This window comes from Neisseria polysaccharea (assembly GCF_963392925.1).
Taxonomy (GTDB): Bacteria; Pseudomonadota; Gammaproteobacteria; order Burkholderiales; family Neisseriaceae; genus Neisseria; species Neisseria polysaccharea.
Genome location: NZ_CAUJNZ010000003.1, coordinates 102,444 through 119,806 on the forward strand (window position 1 = coordinate 102,444; position 17,363 = coordinate 119,806).

Here is a 17,363-nt window from a genome sequence, read left to right on the forward strand (position 1 = left end):
TTAAAATACGCTTCTTTTTTATTTTTTCCGACCATTATGCGCCTGACCCACATCAAACTCTCCGGCTTCAAATCTTTTACCGACCCGACCACGATTCATGTTCCGGGGCAGCTTGTTGCGGTTATCGGGCCGAACGGCTGCGGCAAGTCGAATGTGATTGACGCGGTGCGCTGGGTGTTGGGCGAGGCTTCGGCGAAGCAGCTTCGCGGCGAGAGTATGCAGGACGTGATTTTTAACGGTGCGGCGACGCGCCGTCCTGCGCCGAGGGCTTCGGTGGAGCTGGTGTTTGACAACAGCGACCACAGTTTGCAGGGCGCGTGGGGGCAGTATGCCGAGGTGAGCATCAAACGGCAGCTGACGCGGCAGGGCGAATCGACTTATTTCATCAACAATCAGACCGTGCGCCGCCGCGACATTACCGATTTATTTTTGGGTACGGGCGTGGGTGCGCGCGGTTATGCCGTTATCGAGCAGGGGATGATTTCGCGCATCATCGAAGCGCGGCCGGAGGAGTTGCGTGCCTATATCGAGGAGGCGGCGGGCGTGTCCAAATATAAGGAACGCCGCAAGGAGACGGAAGGCCGTCTGAAAGACACGCGCGAGCATTTGCAGCGTTTGGGCGATCTGCAGAACGAGTTGGCGCGTCAGGTGGAAAAGCTGGAAAAACAGGCGGAAACCGCCGAACGCTACCAATCCCTGACCGCGCAGTTGAACCAACAACAGGATTTGCTCGATTACGCCCAATGGCGGCAATCGCTTGCCGCCGCTGACAAGGCGACCGCGCAGCATCAATCTTTGCAGGCGCAGCAGGACGAAACCGCCGCGCAGGTTCAGGCGTTAAACGATGAAGTACACGCCTTGCAGACCGCCGAACAGTCGCAGCAGCAGGCGGTACACGAATTGAGCAACAAACGCGGCGTGTTGCGCGAGCAGATTGCCCGTTTGGAAGAACAAATCCGTCATCAGCAAAACCTGCATCAACGCATCGAACGCGACAAGCAGGCAGCGCAGGCGCAGTTGCAACGCATTCATCAAGAGCAGCAGCAAATCCGCGTGCAGCTTGAAGAAAACGAGTTATACGTCGAAGAAAAGCAAACCGAGCTGGCGGAATGGGCGATGCAGGTTGCCGAACACGAAGAGCGTCTGCCCGAATTGGAAGAAGCCCAAGCCACGCTCAATGCTGCCTTCCAAACCCGGCAGGACGAGGCGAACCGCATCCGCCGCGAACTGGCGTTGAAGCAGCAGCAGCTTGCCCATGCCGAACAAACCGTTGCCAAGCACGAAGAGCGCAAAGGCCGTCTGAAACAGGAAAACCAAGCCCTGAACCTGCCCGACGAAGCCGAAACCGCCGCCGCGCAGGAAGCCGCCGCCCTGTTGCAAAACCGGCAAGAGCATTACGAAGAACAAATCATCGCCGCCGAAGAAGCCTTGCACGCCGCCCGCGAGGCGTTTCAGACGGCATCAAACCGCTTCCAAAGCCTGAAGCAGCAACACATCACCTTGCAGGCGCAGCAGCAGGCGTTGTCGCAAATCCTGTCGCAACAGCAGGAAGCCGCCGATTTCTGGCAGGCAACCGACCACGCCGCCGCACCGCAACTGTGGCAACACATCACCGCGCCCGCCGAGTGGCAGCACGCCTTGTCCGTCATCCTTGCCGAACGCCTGCACGCCCGCGCCGTGCCGCAAGGTTTCGTACCGCCCGAGCCTTTGCCGCAGGGGCAGGCGGCGTGGCTTTCAGACGGCCTCTCCGGCGGCATCAAAAAATCCCTGCCCGTACAGGCATTGCTGAACCAAATCCAAGCGCAGCCGCCGTTTCAGACGGCATTGCACCACTGGCTCGACGGCGTATTGTGCGCGCCCGATTTGAGTTACGCCCTCGCGCATCAAAGCGATTTGGGCGCACACCAAATCTGGCTCACGCCCGAAGGCCATCAGGTCGACAAAGTCAGCGTCATGCTCTATGCCAAACCCGCGCAGGAAAGCCTGATTGCCCAAAAAGCACGCCTTGACGGCATCGCGTCCGAACTGGGAAACCTCGCCCCCGAACTCTCCGCTGCCGAAGCCGCGTTCAAACAGGCGGAAGCCGCCGTGCTCTCGTCTGAAGTGCAGCACAAAAACCTGATGCAGCAGCAACAGCAGCACACGCGCCAATACAGCCAAGCGCAGCAACGCGCCGCCGAACTTCTGGCGCGCACCAACCAAGGGCAAATCCGCCGCGAACACATCGAGCGCGAACTGGCGCAGTTGGCGGAAGAACAGACCGTGTTGCAACACACGTCCGACGGGCTTTCAGACGACATCGCCATTTTGCAGGAAGCCGCCGCCGAACTCGAACACCAACAGCAAACCACCGCGCACAGCCGCCAAGAGCAGCAAGGCCGTCTGAAACAGGCGCAGCTTGCCCTGTTGGAAGCCAACCGCCAATACGGGCTTGCCGAAGTCGCCGTTCACAAGCTCAACCAGCAAAAACAAAACTACCAACAGCAAATCGCCCGGCTCGAACAGCAAACCTTCGACTGGCAGGAACGCCAGCAAGAGCTTGCCCTCGCCTATGAAACCGAGTTCCAAAACGACGAGCAGCACATCAAGCTCGAAGAATTAAGCGAAGCCGTACAGACCTTGGACGAAGAATACATCGCCGTACAGGAGAAACTCGCGCAGATTCAGGAGCAGGGCAGGGAACAATACGCTAAAGTGCAAACCCTGCAAACCCAGTTGCCACAGCTTCAGGCTGCGACCCAAACCGCCCTGTTGCAACAGCAGGAAGCCCTGATCAACGCCAAACGCTACCATCAAAACCTGACCGAACGCGCCGCCGATTTGGACGCGCTCGAAGCGTTGGCGAAAGAATCGCCGAAAGTATTGAACACCAGCATCGGCAGCCTTTCGCAACAAATCGAAGCACTCGGCGCGGTCAACCTCGCCGCCCTGCAAGAACTCGAAGAAGCGCGCGAACGCGACGGCTACTACCGCAGCCAGAGCGAAGACGTGCAGGCAGCCATTACTCTTTTGGAAGAAGCCATCGCCCAAATCGACGACAAAACCAAAGCGCGTTTCAAAGAAACCTTCGATGCCGTCAACGGCAAAGTCCAAACCTTCTTCCCGACCCTGTTCGGCGGCGGCGAAGCCACCCTCAAAATGATAGGCGACGACCTCCTGACCGCCGGCGTGTCCATCATGGCGCGCCCGCCCGGCAAGAAAAACAGCACCATCCACCTCCTTTCCGGCGGCGAAAAAGCCCTTACCGCCATGAGCCTCGTGTTCGCCCTGTTCAGCCTCAATCCTGCTCCGTTCTGCCTTTTGGACGAAGTCGATGCCCCGCTGGACGATGCCAACACCTCGCGTTTCTGCAACCTGGTCAAAGAAATGTCGGCGCAAACCCAGTTCCTCTACATCTCCCACAACCGCCTGACTATGGAAATGGCGGAACAGCTCGTCGGTGTAACCATGCAGGAAAAAGGCGTATCGCGCGTCGTCGCCGTGGACATCAAACAGGCGTTGGAAATGGCGGAATCTGCCTGAACGACGAGTCCGGATGTCAAAAATGCCGTCTGAACAGCGTTCAGACGGCATTTCGATGTGTACCGCCACGTCAAATCAGTGGTGATGGCCGCAGCCGCATTCTTTTTTCATATCGATCACCATACGGCCGGTGATTTTGCCTTCGCGCATTTCTTGGAAAATGGCGGGTGCTTCATCCAAAGCACGCAGTTGGACTTTCGGCACAACCAAACCTTCCGCGCCGAATTGGAAGGCTTCTTCCAAATCTTTGCGCGTGCCGACCAAAGAGCCGACCACTTCGATGCCGTCCAAAACCAAACGTGGGATGGACAAATCCATCGATTCCGGCGGCAGTCCGACGGCAACCACACGTCCGCCAGCACGGACGCAATCCACGGCAGAGTTGAATGCGGCGGCAGATACGGCGGTTACGACCGCAGCGTGTGCGCCGCCGGTTTTTTCCTGAATCACTTTGGCAGCGTCTTCTTTGGCGGCGTTGACAACCAAATCCGCGCCGGTTTCTTTGGCAAACGCCAGTTTTTCATCGTTGATGTCGATGGCGACAACGTGCGCGCCGAATACTTTTTTCGCGTATTGGACACCCAGGTTGCCCAAACCGCCCGCGCCGTAAATCGCAATCCATTGGCCCGGACGCACGCCGGAAACTTTCACGGCTTTGTAGCAGGTAACGCCGGCACAAGTGATGCTGGACGCTTGGGCGGGGTCGAGACCGTCGGGGACTTTGACCGCATAATCCGCATTGACGATGCAGTGGGTCGCCATACCGCCGTCGGCGGTGTAGCCCGCGTTCAATACGGAACGGCACAGGGTTTCGCGGCCGGTGTTGCAGTATTCGCACGAGCCGCAGCTTTGGAACAGCCAGGCGATGCTGACGCGGTCGCCGACTTTCAGATTTTTCACACCGTCGGCAACTTCTTTAACCAAACCGATGCCTTCGTGTCCCAATACGCGGCCCGGTTTGTCGCCGTAGTCGCCTGCCGCAACGTGCAGGTCGGTGTGGCACACGCCGCAATATTCGACTTCGACCAATGCCTCGCCGTATTCCAACGGGCGAACCTCGCGTTCGACTACTTCCACATCGCCCGCTACATTTTTATTCACAACAACTGCCTGCATTTTCATGATTGCGCTCCTTAGTTACGGTAAAAAACCTGTAAACGGAATGTTGTCCGATATAAGGGTAAGCATACGCTTCCGCATCTTGCGGGTCAAATGGTATGTTGTTGAAAAATATGGGTTATATGTTATACTATAACAACTTGGAAAGGCGCGGCATCCGGACGGTTGCCGGATAAGGGGCGGCAGGTTTCAAGTTTGAAAAAACCGGACGGGAAACCCGCAAAAATGCCGTCTGAACACAGCTTCAGACGGCATTTTTACGGGTTTGCGGGTTCGGCGGAGGATCAGTCGAAGTCCGGGCAGGATTGTCCGTTGCCGGCGGCGGAAAGCGTGCCGCCGTCGTTGAGCGTGACGATGCAGGTTTCGCCTTCGTTGGTCGTCGGATTGGGGACGGCCTGAAGGGTGAAGTGGTCGGGGGTGACTTTGCTTAAGGTAATGTTGAAATATTTGTTTTGTTTCAGTTTTTTTGGGTCGTAGTTGTCAAACGTCCCTTTTTGGCGGTAGTAACGCTCCAAGTTTTGCGCGTTCATCAGCAGGGTGGATTTGACTTCCGACAGGCGGATGCGCCGGGTGTAGGCTTTATAAGAAGGGTAGGCGATGAGCGTCAGGATGCTGAGGATGGCGACGGCAATCAGCAGCTCGAGCAGCGTAAAGCCTTTTTGAACGTTTTTCATAGCAATGTGTTTCCATTTGTTTATCGGTCGGCGGCATTATAACGCCGTATCGGAAATGGCGGAATATGTAAACGGATTGAAATTTTCGGGAAAGCAGATTGTATAAGTCATTTAAAACAAATGGTTATTTTTATTGTCGGCAGTTTGCCGCCTTGGATGGGGCAGGGACTTGCGGTAGAATCCGCTTCCGATTTATGGGATTGGCGCATACAGAGAATTGAAAATATGGCAAAAATGATGAAATGGGCGGCTGTTGCGGCGGTCGCGGCGGCAGCGGTTTGGGGCGGATGGTCTTATCTGAAGCCCGAACCGCAGGCTTCTTATATTACGGAAACGGTCAGGCGCGGCGACATCAGCCGGACGGTTTCTGCGACAGGGGAGATTTCGCCGTCCAACCTGGTATCGGTCGGCGCGCAGGCATCGGGGCAGATTAAGAAACTTTATGTCAAACTCGGACAACAGGTCAAAAAGGGCGATTTGATTGCGGAAATCAATTCGACCACGCAGACCAACACGCTCAATATGGAAAAATCCAAATTGGAAACGTATCAGGCGAAGCTGGTGTCGGCACAGATTGCATTGGGCAGCGCGGAGAAGAAATATAAGCGTCAGGCGGCGTTGTGGAAGGATGATGCGACCTCTAAAGAAGATTTGGAAAGCGCGCAGGATGCGCTTGCCGCCGCCAAAGCCAATGTTGCCGAGCTGAAGGCTCTAATCAGACAGAGCAAAATTTCCATCAATACCGCCGAGTCGGAATTGGGCTACACGCGCATTACCGCGACGATGGACGGTACGGTGGTGGCGATTCTCGTGGAAGAGGGGCAGACTGTGAACGCGGCGCAGTCCGCACCGACGATTATCCAGCTTGCCAATTTGGATATGATGTTGAACAAAATGCAGATTGCCGAGGGCGATATTACCAAGGTAAAGGCGGGGCAGGATATTTCGTTTACGATTTTGTCCGAACCGGATACGCCGATTAAGGCGAAGCTCGACAGCGTCGACCCCGGGCTGACCACGATGTCGTCGGGCGGCTACAACAGCAGTACGGATACGGCTTCCAATGCGGTCTACTATTATGCCCGTTCGTTTGTGCCCAATCCGGACGGCAAACTCGCCACGGGTATGACGACGCAGAATACGGTTGAAATCGACGGTGTGAAGAATGTGCTGATTATTCCGTCGCTGACCGTGAAAAATCGCGGCGGCAAGGCGTTCGTACGCGTGTTGGGTGCAGACGGCAAAGCAGTGGAGCGCGAAATCCGAACCGGTATGAAAGACAGTATGAATACCGAAGTGAAAAGCGGTTTGAAAGAGGGGGACAAAGTGGTCATCTCCGAAATGACCGCCGCCGAGCAACAGGAAAGCAGCGAACGCGCTATGGGCGGCCCGCCGCGCTGATAAACGAATATGCCGTCTGAACACGGAAACGGTTCCAGACGGCATTTATCATACTGATTGACGGAACATTATGAGCTTGATCGAATGTAAAAACATCAACCGCTATTTCGGCAGCGGCGAGAACCGCGTCCATATTTTGAAAGACATCAGCCTGTCGATAGAGAAGGGCGATTTTGTCGCCATCATCGGGCAGTCCGGTTCGGGCAAGTCCACGCTGATGAACATACTCGGCTGTTTGGATACCGCCGGTTCCGGTTCGTACCGAATCGACGGCATCGAAACTGCCAAAATGCAGCCTGACGAACTGGCGGCATTGCGCCGCGAACGCTTCGGTTTCATCTTCCAACGCTACAACCTCTTAAGCTCGCTGACCGCAAGGGACAACGTCGCGCTGCCAGCCGTGTATATGGGTATGGGCGGCAAAGAGCGTTTGGCGCGGGCGGACAAACTCTTGCAGGATTTGGGTTTGGCAAGCAAAGAGGGCAACAAGCCCGGCGAACTCTCGGGCGGACAGCAGCAGCGTGTCTCCATCGCCCGCGCCCTGATGAACGGCGGAGAAATCATCTTCGCCGACGAGCCGACCGGCGCACTCGATACCGCCAGCGGCAAAAACGTGATGGAAATCATCCGCAGGCTGCACGAAGCTGGGCATACCGTCATTATGGTCACGCACGACCCCGGCATCGCCGCCAACGCCAACCGCGTCATCGAAATCCGGGACGGCGAAATCATTTCCGACACCTCGAAAAATCCCGAAATCCCCGCAAGTAATGTCGGGAGGATTCGGGAAAAAGCCTCGTGGTCGTTTTATTACGACCAGTTTGTCGAAGCCCTCAGAATGTCCGTTCAGGCGATTATGGCGCACAAAATGCGTTCGCTGCTGACCATGCTCGGCATCATCATCGGCATCGCTTCAGTTGTCTCCGTCGTCGCGCTGGGCAACGGTTCGCAGAAAAAAATCCTCGAAGACATCAGCTCGATGGGGACGAACACCATCAGCATCTTCCCCGGGCGCGGCTTCGGCGACAGGCGCAGCGGCAAAATCAGGACCCTGACCATAGACGACGCGAAAGTCATCGCCAAACAAAGCTATGTTGCTTCCGCCACGCCCATGACTTCGAGCGGCGGCACGCTGACCTACCGCAACACCGACCTGACCGCTTCTTTGTACGGCGTGGGCGAACAATATTTCGACGTGCGCGGGCTGAAGCTGGAAACGGGGCGGCTGTTTGATGAGAACGATGTGAAAGAAGACGCGCAAGTCGTCGTCATCGACCAAAATGTCAAAGACAAACTCTTTGCGGACTCGGATCCGTTGGGTAAAACCATTTTGTTCAGGAAACGCCCCTTGACCGTCATCGGTGTGATGAAAAAAGACGAAAACGCTTTCGGCAATTCCGACGTATTGATGCTGTGGTCGCCTTATACGACGGTGATGCACCAAATCACAGGCGAGAGCCACACCAACTCCATCACCGTCAAAATCAAAGACAATGCCAATACCCAGGTTGCCGAAAAAGGGCTGGCCGATCTGCTCAAAGCACGGCACGGCACGGAAGACTTCTTTATGAACAACAGCGACAGCATCAGGCAGATGGTCGAAAGCACCACCGGTACGATGAAGCTGCTGATTTCCTCCATCGCATTGATTTCGTTGGTAGTCGGTGGCATCGGCGTGATGAACATTATGCTGGTGTCCGTTACCGAGCGCACCAAAGAAATCGGCATACGGATGGCAATCGGCGCGCGGCGCGGCAATATTTTGCAGCAGTTTTTGATTGAGGCGGTGTTAATCTGCATCATCGGAGGCTTGGTCGGCGTAGGTTTGTCCGCCGCCGTCAGCCTCGTGTTCAATCATTTTGTAACCGATTTCCCGATGGACATTTCGGCGGCATCCGTTATCGGGGCGGTCGCCTGTTCGACCGGAATCGGCATCGCGTTCGGCTTTATGCCCGCCAATAAGGCAGCCAAACTCAATCCGATAGACGCATTGGCGCAGGATTGAGGTTGGCACAAAGATGCCGTCTGAAGCTGCCGCGACAGGCTTCAGACGGCATTTGAAAAAGGCTTGGAACACGGTTCCAAGCCTTTTGTTTTGCGGATGGATTATTGGTTTTTGCGGATGATTTCCTCCAGCTGGGGCATGGGGCTGTAGCCGCTTTGGGTGCGCCCGTTGGGGAAGACGAGGGTCGGCGTGCCGTTGAAGCCGAACTGTTCGCCCAAGGAAGTAGTTTCTGCAACTGGATTTTCACAGTCGCCGTTACCGCTCGGGAACTGACCCTTACGCATCCAGTTTGTCCATGCTTTGACAGGGTCGGGTTGGCACCAAAGGATTTGCGCTTTGCGTTCCGCATCCGGGTGGAGGCTGGCAATCGGCATCATGAAGTTGTAAATCGTGATGTCGGTCATTTTTTCGAATTCGTGTTCCAGACGTTTGCAGAACGGGCAGTCTGGATCGGAGAAGACGGCGACTTTCAGTTTGCCGTTGCCGCGCACTTCTTTGATGGCTTTGTCCAAAGGCAGGGAGGCGAAGTCGATTTTGTTCAAATCTGCCATACGCTGTTCGGTGAGGTTTTTCCGGTTGTTGATGTCAATAAGTTCGCCGGAAAATAGATAATCGGCGTTTGCATCGGTGTAGATAATCTGCCTGCCGCTGACGACGACTTCGTAAATGCCTTTGACCGGTGTTTCGCTGACGCTCAACACTTTCAAATCTTGGGCGGAATAGATTTTTTCCAAACGCGCTTTCAAAGAGGCGGCAACGGATTTGCCGGCGGACTCGGCTTTGACGGCGGGTTCGGCGTTGGCATTGGAAACGGGCGTTTGCCCGCAAGCCAGCAGCGGGAGGACGGTAAAGGGGGTTAAGATTTTGATTAACTTGGTTTTCATATAAGATGACTGCGCGTGTTGGAAAAGCGGCATTGTATCAAACCTCTGTTGCGCCTGCATTGCGCCGAGGCTCAATTTATCGTCTGAAAATAGCTTCCGGCTGTTAAAATACGCAAAAAATGATTTGCTTGTTTGTATGATTTACCACCGCATCGCCGTAAACAGATGGCTGAGCGGACTTTAGTGCGGTTTGAGGCCGTCTGAAAGATTTGCTGCTGGCAACTGAAAGATTTTATTGACACTTTGAGAGAAAAAATGAACCAACAAGAATACGCTGAATATCTGTTTAAGCTGCTGGGCGAAGAGCCACGGGCAGCAGAGAAATATAATGGCTGGGAAGATTATTTCTACGGTTTGTTTCAGGGGTTTATGCCCGACGGAGAGGGCGTGGCTGCGGTGTTTGAACCTTTGGAAAAGGGACAGGAATTGTTGGCGCGCATTATGCCTGTGTATCAAAACACTGCCGAACACAATCAAGAAATCCTCGACGGCGGCTATATTCCCGGCTATTTCTGCCCGCCTGTGCAAGATGAGGCAGAAGTGAGACAGACGGGCGAGCGTTTGCTGGAAGGTCTGCGCGAATTTGCCCGCTTTGTTGAAGATGAAGAGCTGATTGCAGCCTTGGCAGCGATTAAACAGATACGTTTGGGTGAGCCTGCGGAAGAGTTTGACGATACTCGGGACTTGTTGGGAGAGGCATTCAGCGAATGGCAGATGGGCAATACAGATGACAACAGCCCCGAACAAGTGTTGGACGAAGCCTATTATTCTATAAATTGCGATTATTACCTGTCCGCCTATCTGCAATATCCGCTTTACCGCAACAAGCCTGACAGCGATTTTCTCCGCCCTTATTTCGATTTGTGGAAACAGGGTTACGGCTTTACTTTAGGTAAAGACTGTTTGTATTTGTGCAAATAGCTTCCGTTTTTTCAGACGGCCTCAAACATTTTTTACACACCATGATCTACCACCGCATCGCCGTAAACGTGCCGCTTTCAGACGGCCTTTTGACTTATTCCCATTCCGAGCCGCTGCCGCAGGGCGCGCGGGTGCTTGTGCCTTTCCGCAACAAAACCGTTGTCGGGATGGTGTGGGAAACGGATATTGCGCCCGATATGGATACGGCGCGGATTTTGAGTGTTCAGACGGCCTTTTTAGACGAGCCGCCGTTGCCTCAAAGCTGGCGTGATTTGTTGGCATTTACGTCGCGTTATTACCACTATCCGACGGGGCAGGCGGTGTTTGCCGCATTGCCGCAAGGTTTGAAGGAAACGCGCGCGGTGGAAATGCCGCAGCCGCCGTTGTTTTATGCGTTGAACGAAGCGGGCAGGGCGCAAACGCCGCCGCCGGCACGGTTCAACAAAAAAGCGGCTCTGTGGGACGCGCTGCTGTCGGGCGGAATGACGATGGCGGCGTTGAAGCAGGTAAACGCGCAGGCGGCGAAATTGATTGAGGATTGGGCTGAACAAGGCTGGATTGAAACGACGGAAGCGGCGAAACCCGTTTTAAGGTCGTGTAATGGGCAGGCTTCGCACTCTGAATTTGTGTTGAATGCCGACCAACGGCAGGCTTCCGATGCCATTCAGACGGCATTGGGACGCTTCCAGCCGTTTCTGCTGTACGGCATCACCGGCAGCGGCAAGACCGAGGTGTATTTCGATGCGATGGCGAAAGTGTTGGCTCAGGGGCGGCAGGTGTTGTTTCTGTTGCCCGAAATCAACCTCACGCCGCAGCTTTTAAAGCGGGTGGAAAACCGTTTTGCCGACGTGCCGACCGCCGTGTTGCACAGCCAGATGGCGGCAGGCAGGCGCACGCAGGATTATCTTCGCGCCATGTTGGGACAGGCGAAGCTGGTCATCGGCACGCGGCTGGCGGTGTTCACGCCGATGGATGATGTCGGGCTGATTGTGGTCGATGAGGAACACGATAGCTCGTTCAAACAAGACAACGAATTGCGTTACCACGCCCGCGATTTGGCGGTGTGGCGGGCGAAGCAGGGCGGCTGCCCCGTCGTGTTGGGCAGTGCTACGCCCAGTTTGGAAAGCTGGCACAAGGCGCAAAGCGGCGCGTACCGCCTGCTGCAACTGACCGAGCGCGCCCATGCTTCCGCGCAACTGCCGCAAGTGGACATCCTCAACGTAGGCCGTCTGAAACTAGACAACGGCTTCTCGCCGCAAGCCTTGCAGCTTTTGAAACAGAACTTTGAAGCAGGCGGCATGTCGCTGGTATACCTCAACCGTCGCGGTTTCGCGCCCGCGCTGTTTTGCGGCGACTGCGGCCATACCTTTGGCTGCCCGAACTGCTCCGCCAAAATGGTGCTGCACCAACGCGCCCGCCAACTGCGCTGCCACCACTGCGACCACCGCGAACCCATCCCGTTCAAATGCCCCGACTGCGGCAACCAAGACCTGACCGCCGTCGGACACGGCACGCAGCGCGTTGAAGAAACCTTGCGCGCCTTCCTGCCCAAGGCCGCCGTCGTCCGTGTTGACAGGGACAGCACCGCGCACAAAAACGACTGGGCGGATTTGTACCGCCGCATCGCCGATAATGAAATCGACATTCTGGTCGGCACGCAGATGCTCGCCAAAGGCCATGATTTCGCGCGGCTCAACCTTGTTATCGTATTGAACGCCGACGGCAGCCTGTACAGCGCGGATTTTCGCGCGCCGGAAAGGCTGTTTGCCGAGCTGATGCAAGTGTCTGGCAGGGCGGGGCGCGCCGACAAACCCGGCAAGGTGCTGATACAGACCCAGCTGCCCGAACATCCCGTTTTTGCTGCCGTCAAAGCGCAAAATTACGCCGTGTTCGCCGAAAACGAATTGAACGAGCGGCAAATGTTCGCGATGCCGCCCTTCGGTTTCCAGACCGCCGTCCGCGCCGATGCGCCGCGTGTTGCCGATGCGATGGAATTTCTCAACGCCGCCAAAGAAACCCTTGCCCCGCTGTTGCCCGAAAGCGTCTCACAGTTCGGCGCCGCCCCCATGCTGATGGTGCGCCTTGCCGAACGCGAACGCGCGCAAATCTTCCTCGAATCTCCGTCCCGACAGGATTTGCACCGTGCCGTGAGTTTGTGGGCGCAGGTGTTGCAGCAAAACCGCGACGGCAAAATCAGATGGTCGGTGGATGTCGATCCGCAGGAGGCTTGATTATCGGCAATACGATGCCGTCTGAAACCGTTTCAGACGGCATTTTTATTCCGGATCGTCTGTAAACGCGTTCGCCCGAAAGATCGGTACGAATGTCAGCAGGTAAAGCACGAACACGGCGGCGGTCAGAATCGCGGGGACGGTGATGAAGAATATCGGGTTTACGTTCATTAAAACAGCGCGCGAAACGGCGGCGGCGAAGAGGATGGGGACGGCGATGCGGCAGAGTTTCGGGTAGTCGAGCTTGGTAAAGCCGCTGTGCCACAGTCCGGCAGTCAGCCACACCATCATCACGCCGCCCGTCATACCGCCGAGGGTAATCAGATGCAATGGGGCGGAGGCGGGCAGGTTTTGCAGTTTCGCCGCGCCTGTCCACAAATAGCCTGCGGCGGCAAAGAGCTGGAGCAGGTAATAAGTGCGGACGTAGTGTTTGCGCAGGAGTTCGTGATGGTGAAGCTCACGCAGCTTGGCAAGCAGGATGAAGCCGACGGCGAGCGCGGTAAAACCGGCGGTTTGCGCAGGCAGCCAAAGTTCGGCGGCGGCGTGCAGCAGCAGGAAGGTGATGGCGATGTTTTTATAGACGGCGTTGGGGATGAATACGGGGTCTTTCAGACGGCATTCTTTCAACGCTTCCGCACCCAGCAAAACACTCACGCGTATGGAAACAAACATCACCGCCGCCATATTCAGATGCACTTGCGCACGCAACAGGTTCAAATCGCCGCTGACGGCATAGGCCGTCTGAAAAACTGTGAACGCGGCAAGCAGCATCAAGAGGGCGAAGTTGTCGGTGTTGCGGGCCAGCCAAATCAGCCAAGCACAGAACAGCAGCAATACCAGCCAATAGGCGGCAACGAAAAATGCGGCAAGTTGCGGTAAAAACGGCAATAAAACAGCCGCAACAAGCAACAACACCGCCATCAAAGTAGCGGCAGGTTTCAGGTTGCCCGAAAAACCCGTCCAATCCAACAAAGCCGCAGTCAAAAAACCGCCGTATGCCGCCGGCAGCATAAGTTCCAAGAAAATTTGGCGGTGCAGGACGATGGCGCCGGGGCTGATGAAAAACACCGACGCGCCGAGTATGGCAAGCACCGCCGCACCGACGAAAAACGGCCGCATGGGGTGGGTAAAAAATTTATTCATCGCTTGGCTTGATTCTGCATTGAAGATGCTTTCGGATTGCTTAATTGGCTTTGGGGAGTTTTAAGCCTGTGTACGTAATGTAATTAGGGTTTACTTACTCTAAAATATAATTAAATTTTTCTTCGAATCCATAATCCTCATCTTGTTTCTTAACTCTTTCTAGAACCTTTACTATTTCAATAAATATATTTTCTAATTGATTTTTTGAGAACATAGCATCTTTCCATACCAAAGTAATCGGTCGTTCTACATTTGTGCTTAATAAATCCCACAGAGCATCAAGATTGTTCCCATAATAATCTTGTATAGAAAATATTTTTGAAATTTGATTATGAAAATCTTGTTCCGTATAAATTTTACTACCGATAATCTCTAATTGCATAAGTTATACTCATATTTCCAAGTTCCAATTTGTATTGCAGAGATATAATAATCAGTTGTTATATATAGCAATCCATTATGGATTTATTGGGCGGACAGATTCGTACCTTTTACCGAAGAGGCAAGCCTGCGGTTTGCTTGCCCTCTCCCTAACCCTCTCCCACAGGGAGAGGGAATCGGGCTGTCGAGTCCGAGCATTCTCAGGTTTACCTGCCATCTAATTCCCAATCCTACGCGCCCTCTGATTTTCAGCAACCTGCTCCCCTCTCCCTGTGGGAGAGGGTTAGGGAGAGGGCAACGAACCGCAAGGTTCGTCAGATACTCAATGCCCGTATCATTCATATTATTGATATTATTGTTCGAATTGTATTATTTTCAATAATAATAAATAACCCTAAACCAATATAAATAACAGCCATTATCCAACGACTAAACTTCTCTACGATTTCACCAACACCTGAAATATTAGCCAATCTTTGTGCTGTATATACTAAAACAAAAATCAATATTAAAAATACAAGAAGAGTAACTAATAAGTCGACAAGATCTAAAGTCACAAAGTAAGGAACAAAAAGTCCAATATTATCTGCACCACAACTAGCAACTGTAACCAAAGCAACAATACCGACTAATTTTGACAACCCTTTTTCATCCAATTCTTTTTTAGCTCTTTTTTCGCCCTCACAATCGTCGTAAATAGCAACTTTAATACCTAAGTAAATCGGTATTAAACCTAATAAACCCAACACCCATTTTTCCGGAACATAATTTAAAACAAAAGCTAGAAATAAACTAACTAATATTAAAATTACAGAACCTAAATATTGTCCGATATAAATATCTCGATATTCTTTTCTAGTATTTGCTCTAGCAAAAAATATTAATAGTATTACCAACAAATCTACTGCTGTAGCAATATATAAAACAGCAGCAGTAATCACAGTCGAAAACATAAAGCACCTCATAATGAATCCCCTGCCCCCTTGGCACCACGCCTTCTTCAAAAGCCGAATCGCGTTCGGACAACAAATTCGTACCTTTCGCCGAAGAGGCAAGCCTACGGCTTACTTGCCCTCCCCCACGGGGCGAGGGGAATTGGGTTGTCAAACCCGAACATTTTCAGGTTTGCCTGCCATCCGATTCTCAATTCTACGGTTCTCTGATTTTCAGCAACCTGTTCCCCTCTCCCCGTGGGAGAGGGTTAGGGAGAGGGCGATTCGTCAGACACTCAAATCCCATCACTCATAATAATGAATCCCCTGAAACTTCCTTGCCACCACGGTTTCTTCAAAAGCCGAATCGCGTTCGGACAGCGGTGTGGGCAGGGTTATCACGTTTTGCACGTTCATGCCCTTAGTGGAAAGCAGCATGATTTCATGGCTCAGGCGTGAGGCTTCAAAGCGGTCGTGTGTTACCAGCATACACGCCATAGTCTGCCGCTCGATTTTTTCCACCAGCATGGCGACCAAAATATCGCGCAAATCGCGGTCCAAACCGACAAACGGCTCGTCCAGCAAGGCAAGGTCGCAGCCGCACAGCAGCAGGCGCAAAAACGCCACCCGTTTCGCCATACCGCCGGACAATTCGGTCGGATATTTGTTCAAATCGCCCGCAGTCAGCCCGACTTTCGCCGCCAGCGCGATGATTTCTCCTTCATCGGGTTTGTCCATAAAAATCGCGATATTCTGCATCGCGGTCAAGTTTTCCGGCAGGCGGTTTTCCTGAAACAGAAAACCCGTTTTGCGGAAAGTATTGCGTATCGTGCCCGATTTCGGCGTTTCCAAGCCCGCGATCAGCCGCAAAACCGTCGTCTTGCCGCAGCCGCTCGGCCCGAACAAGGCTTTCACTTCGCCATGTTGCAGGTTCAAACTGAAATCGCGCACGATGGGGTCGCGGAGAATTTCAAAACGCACGTTTTCAAGACAGAGCATCATCTCCTCCACGGCATAAACAAAATTTCCAAAGGCTTGGTAATCAGGTATTCAAACAGCGACACAAACACAATGACCAACACCACATAAGCCATCACCGTCGAAGTTTCCAACATCGCCCTCGCATCCGCAATCCGCGCCCCCACGCCTTCGCTCGCGCCCAAGAGTTCCGCCATAATCACCACCTTCACCCCCATCGCCGCCGCCACGCCGATACTGGAAATCACATAGCCCGTCAGGTGCGGGATATACAAATAACGGATTTTTTTCAGACGGCCCAATTTATAAGCGTCAAACAATTCCTCATGCTGCTTGTTCACGCTCGCCATCCCGACTGCCGCACTCGCAAACGTCAGCGGTGCAACCAACACAATGATGGTAAACAACACGCTCGGATTGCCGAAACCGAACCAAAACAGAGCCATTACCACCCAAATAATCGGCGGCATCGCCAACAAAATCGTAATCACAGGCTTAAGCAACGCCATCGCCGTCTTAAAACTGCCCGCTACCAGCCCCGCCGCCAATCCCGCCGCCAGCGCAACCGAAATCCCCACCACCGACCGCCACAGCGAAATCCCGATTTCGTTTTCCTGAAAATGTTTCAATAAATCCAAAGACTTTTGAAACACCTCCACCGGCTCAGGCAGCATAAACCCACCGAACACGGCACTGCCCCATGCCCACAACGCCACCACCACCATCGCCACACTCAGACCGGCAAAGCCGCTCCAAAGGTAGTCGATGATGTAAAACACCGCAGGCTGCGGTTTGCGGATTTTGTCGGTTTTAATCATGGTTTGGGTGTTGGTTTGTCGTTATGTTTTGGCAAGGATAGGCCGTCTGAAAAATCAGTTATCAGGATATTTGTATCCGACAGTTTGTTCAGCTATGCCGTAAAGTCGGATGCCGGAGTCTGACCCACGGTTACCACCCGCCGTCATTCCCGCGCAGGCGGGAATCCAGAAGTTTGACACTGCTGCAATTTTAAAACATTCCTGCAATATCAGAGACTGGATTCCCGCCTGCGCGGGAATGACGGCTTTTTGTGTACTGTTCTAACTATTATCTGATAGGCCGTCTGAAAAGAGTAGATCGGATACTCGTATCCGACAGCCCAGTTTAGCCGAAATATCGGATTCAAGAATCTG

13 protein-coding genes are annotated in these 17,363 nt (G+C 53.8%); 5 read left to right on the forward strand and 8 right to left on the reverse strand.

Annotated elements, in window-relative coordinates; genetic code table 11:
* The first annotated feature begins 36 nt into the window (after nt 1-36).
* Nucleotides 37-3,522 (forward strand): chromosome segregation protein SMC, encoded by a 3,486-nt coding sequence (gene smc, locus RDY34_RS03030; RefSeq protein WP_308075239.1) that lies wholly within the window; start codon nt 37-39, stop codon nt 3,520-3,522.
* A 75-nt stretch (nt 3,523-3,597) separates the two neighbouring features.
* On the opposite strand, the gene adhP is transcribed toward smc, so the two are convergent.
* Together adhP and RDY34_RS03040 are read right to left on the reverse strand one after the other, a co-directional pair.
* Nucleotides 3,598-4,644: an alcohol dehydrogenase AdhP gene (gene adhP / locus RDY34_RS03035; protein ID WP_003753820.1), complete on the reverse strand. Its 1,047-nt coding sequence runs from the start codon at nt 4,642-4,644 to the stop codon at nt 3,598-3,600.
* 281 nt (nt 4,645-4,925) lie between these two features.
* Nucleotides 4,926-5,315, reverse strand: a complete 390-nt coding sequence (locus RDY34_RS03040; RefSeq protein ID WP_003753822.1) for a type IV pilin protein — start codon at nt 5,313-5,315, stop codon at nt 4,926-4,928.
* A gap of 225 nt (nt 5,316-5,540) precedes the next feature.
* Here RDY34_RS03040 and RDY34_RS03045 point away from each other — a divergent pair, with 225 nt between their 5' ends.
* Together RDY34_RS03045 and RDY34_RS03050 are read left to right on the forward strand one after the other, a co-directional pair.
* The gene (locus RDY34_RS03045) at nt 5,541-6,716 is read left to right on the forward strand and encodes a MacA family efflux pump subunit (protein WP_308074418.1); all 1,176 of its coding nucleotides are present in this window, start codon (nt 5,541-5,543) and stop codon (nt 6,714-6,716) included.
* A gap of 70 nt (nt 6,717-6,786) precedes the next feature.
* Nucleotides 6,787-8,721 carry a MacB family efflux pump subunit gene (locus tag RDY34_RS03050; RefSeq protein ID WP_308073511.1) on the forward strand — a complete coding sequence of 645 codons (1,935 nt, stop codon included), beginning with the start codon at nt 6,787-6,789 and terminating at the stop codon, nt 8,719-8,721.
* Between the two features lie 101 nt (nt 8,722-8,822).
* Here RDY34_RS03050 and RDY34_RS03055 read toward each other — a convergent pair whose 3' ends face one another.
* Nucleotides 8,823-9,605: a DsbC family protein gene (locus RDY34_RS03055; RefSeq protein WP_308073510.1), complete on the reverse strand. Its 783-nt coding sequence runs from the start codon at nt 9,603-9,605 to the stop codon at nt 8,823-8,825.
* A 255-nt stretch (nt 9,606-9,860) separates the two neighbouring features.
* Between RDY34_RS03055 and RDY34_RS03060 the strand changes: the two genes are divergently transcribed.
* Both RDY34_RS03060 and RDY34_RS03065 read left to right on the forward strand, forming a co-directional pair.
* Nucleotides 9,861-10,526: a hypothetical protein gene (locus tag RDY34_RS03060; RefSeq protein WP_308074380.1), complete on the forward strand. Its 666-nt coding sequence runs from the start codon at nt 9,861-9,863 to the stop codon at nt 10,524-10,526.
* Nucleotides 10,527-10,567: 41 nt separating this feature from the next.
* Complete coding sequence (locus RDY34_RS03065) at nt 10,568-12,757, forward strand: primosomal protein N' (protein WP_308074417.1); 2,190 nt, start codon at nt 10,568-10,570, stop codon at nt 12,755-12,757.
* A gap of 45 nt (nt 12,758-12,802) precedes the next feature.
* Here RDY34_RS03065 and RDY34_RS03070 read toward each other — a convergent pair whose 3' ends face one another.
* From RDY34_RS03070 to RDY34_RS03090, 5 genes are all read right to left on the reverse strand, one after another.
* Complete coding sequence (locus tag RDY34_RS03070; RefSeq protein WP_308074379.1) at nt 12,803-13,900, reverse strand: NnrS family protein; 1,098 nt, start codon at nt 13,898-13,900, stop codon at nt 12,803-12,805.
* 94 nt (nt 13,901-13,994) lie between these two features.
* The gene (locus tag RDY34_RS03075; protein ID WP_003712505.1) at nt 13,995-14,282 is read right to left on the reverse strand and encodes a barstar family protein; all 288 of its coding nucleotides are present in this window, start codon (nt 14,280-14,282) and stop codon (nt 13,995-13,997) included.
* A 337-nt stretch (nt 14,283-14,619) separates the two neighbouring features.
* Entirely contained in the window at nt 14,620-15,234 is a 615-nt protein-coding gene (locus tag RDY34_RS03080) for a CadD family cadmium resistance transporter (protein ID WP_003703682.1), read from the reverse strand.
* Between the two features lie 285 nt (nt 15,235-15,519).
* Complete coding sequence (locus tag RDY34_RS03085) at nt 15,520-16,212, reverse strand: ATP-binding cassette domain-containing protein (RefSeq protein WP_192879943.1); 693 nt, start codon at nt 16,210-16,212, stop codon at nt 15,520-15,522.
* Nucleotides 16,212-17,009 carry an ABC transporter permease gene (locus tag RDY34_RS03090; protein ID WP_308074378.1) on the reverse strand — a complete coding sequence of 266 codons (798 nt, stop codon included), beginning with the start codon at nt 17,007-17,009 and terminating at the stop codon, nt 16,212-16,214. Before RDY34_RS03090 ends, RDY34_RS03085 begins: the two co-directional genes overlap by 1 nt.
* Nucleotides 17,010-17,363: the final 354 nt, after the last annotated feature.

Bases quoted from the DNA above. Each gene is read 5' to 3' on its own strand.
- smc (WP_308075239.1), top strand. From the start codon at position 37: ATGCGCCTGACCCACATCAAACTCTCCGGCTTCAAATCTTTTACCGAC.
- adhP (WP_003753820.1), bottom strand. From the start codon at position 4,644: ATGAAAATGCAGGCAGTTGTTGTGAATAAAAATGTAGCGGGCGATGTG.
- RDY34_RS03040 (WP_003753822.1), bottom strand. From the start codon at position 5,315: ATGAAAAACGTTCAAAAAGGCTTTACGCTGCTCGAGCTGCTGATTGCC.
- RDY34_RS03045 (WP_308074418.1), top strand. From the start codon at position 5,541: ATGGCAAAAATGATGAAATGGGCGGCTGTTGCGGCGGTCGCGGCGGCA.
- RDY34_RS03050 (WP_308073511.1), top strand. From the start codon at position 6,787: ATGAGCTTGATCGAATGTAAAAACATCAACCGCTATTTCGGCAGCGGC.
- RDY34_RS03055 (WP_308073510.1), bottom strand. From the start codon at position 9,605: ATGAAAACCAAGTTAATCAAAATCTTAACCCCCTTTACCGTCCTCCCG.
- RDY34_RS03060 (WP_308074380.1), top strand. From the start codon at position 9,861: ATGAACCAACAAGAATACGCTGAATATCTGTTTAAGCTGCTGGGCGAA.
- RDY34_RS03065 (WP_308074417.1), top strand. From the start codon at position 10,568: ATGATCTACCACCGCATCGCCGTAAACGTGCCGCTTTCAGACGGCCTT.
- RDY34_RS03070 (WP_308074379.1), bottom strand. From the start codon at position 13,900: ATGAATAAATTTTTTACCCACCCCATGCGGCCGTTTTTCGTCGGTGCG.
- RDY34_RS03075 (WP_003712505.1), bottom strand. From the start codon at position 14,282: ATGCAATTAGAGATTATCGGTAGTAAAATTTATACGGAACAAGATTTT.
- RDY34_RS03080 (WP_003703682.1), bottom strand. From the start codon at position 15,234: ATGTTTTCGACTGTGATTACTGCTGCTGTTTTATATATTGCTACAGCA.
- RDY34_RS03085 (WP_192879943.1), bottom strand. From the start codon at position 16,212: ATGCTCTGTCTTGAAAACGTGCGTTTTGAAATTCTCCGCGACCCCATC.
- RDY34_RS03090 (WP_308074378.1), bottom strand. From the start codon at position 17,009: ATGATTAAAACCGACAAAATCCGCAAACCGCAGCCTGCGGTGTTTTAC.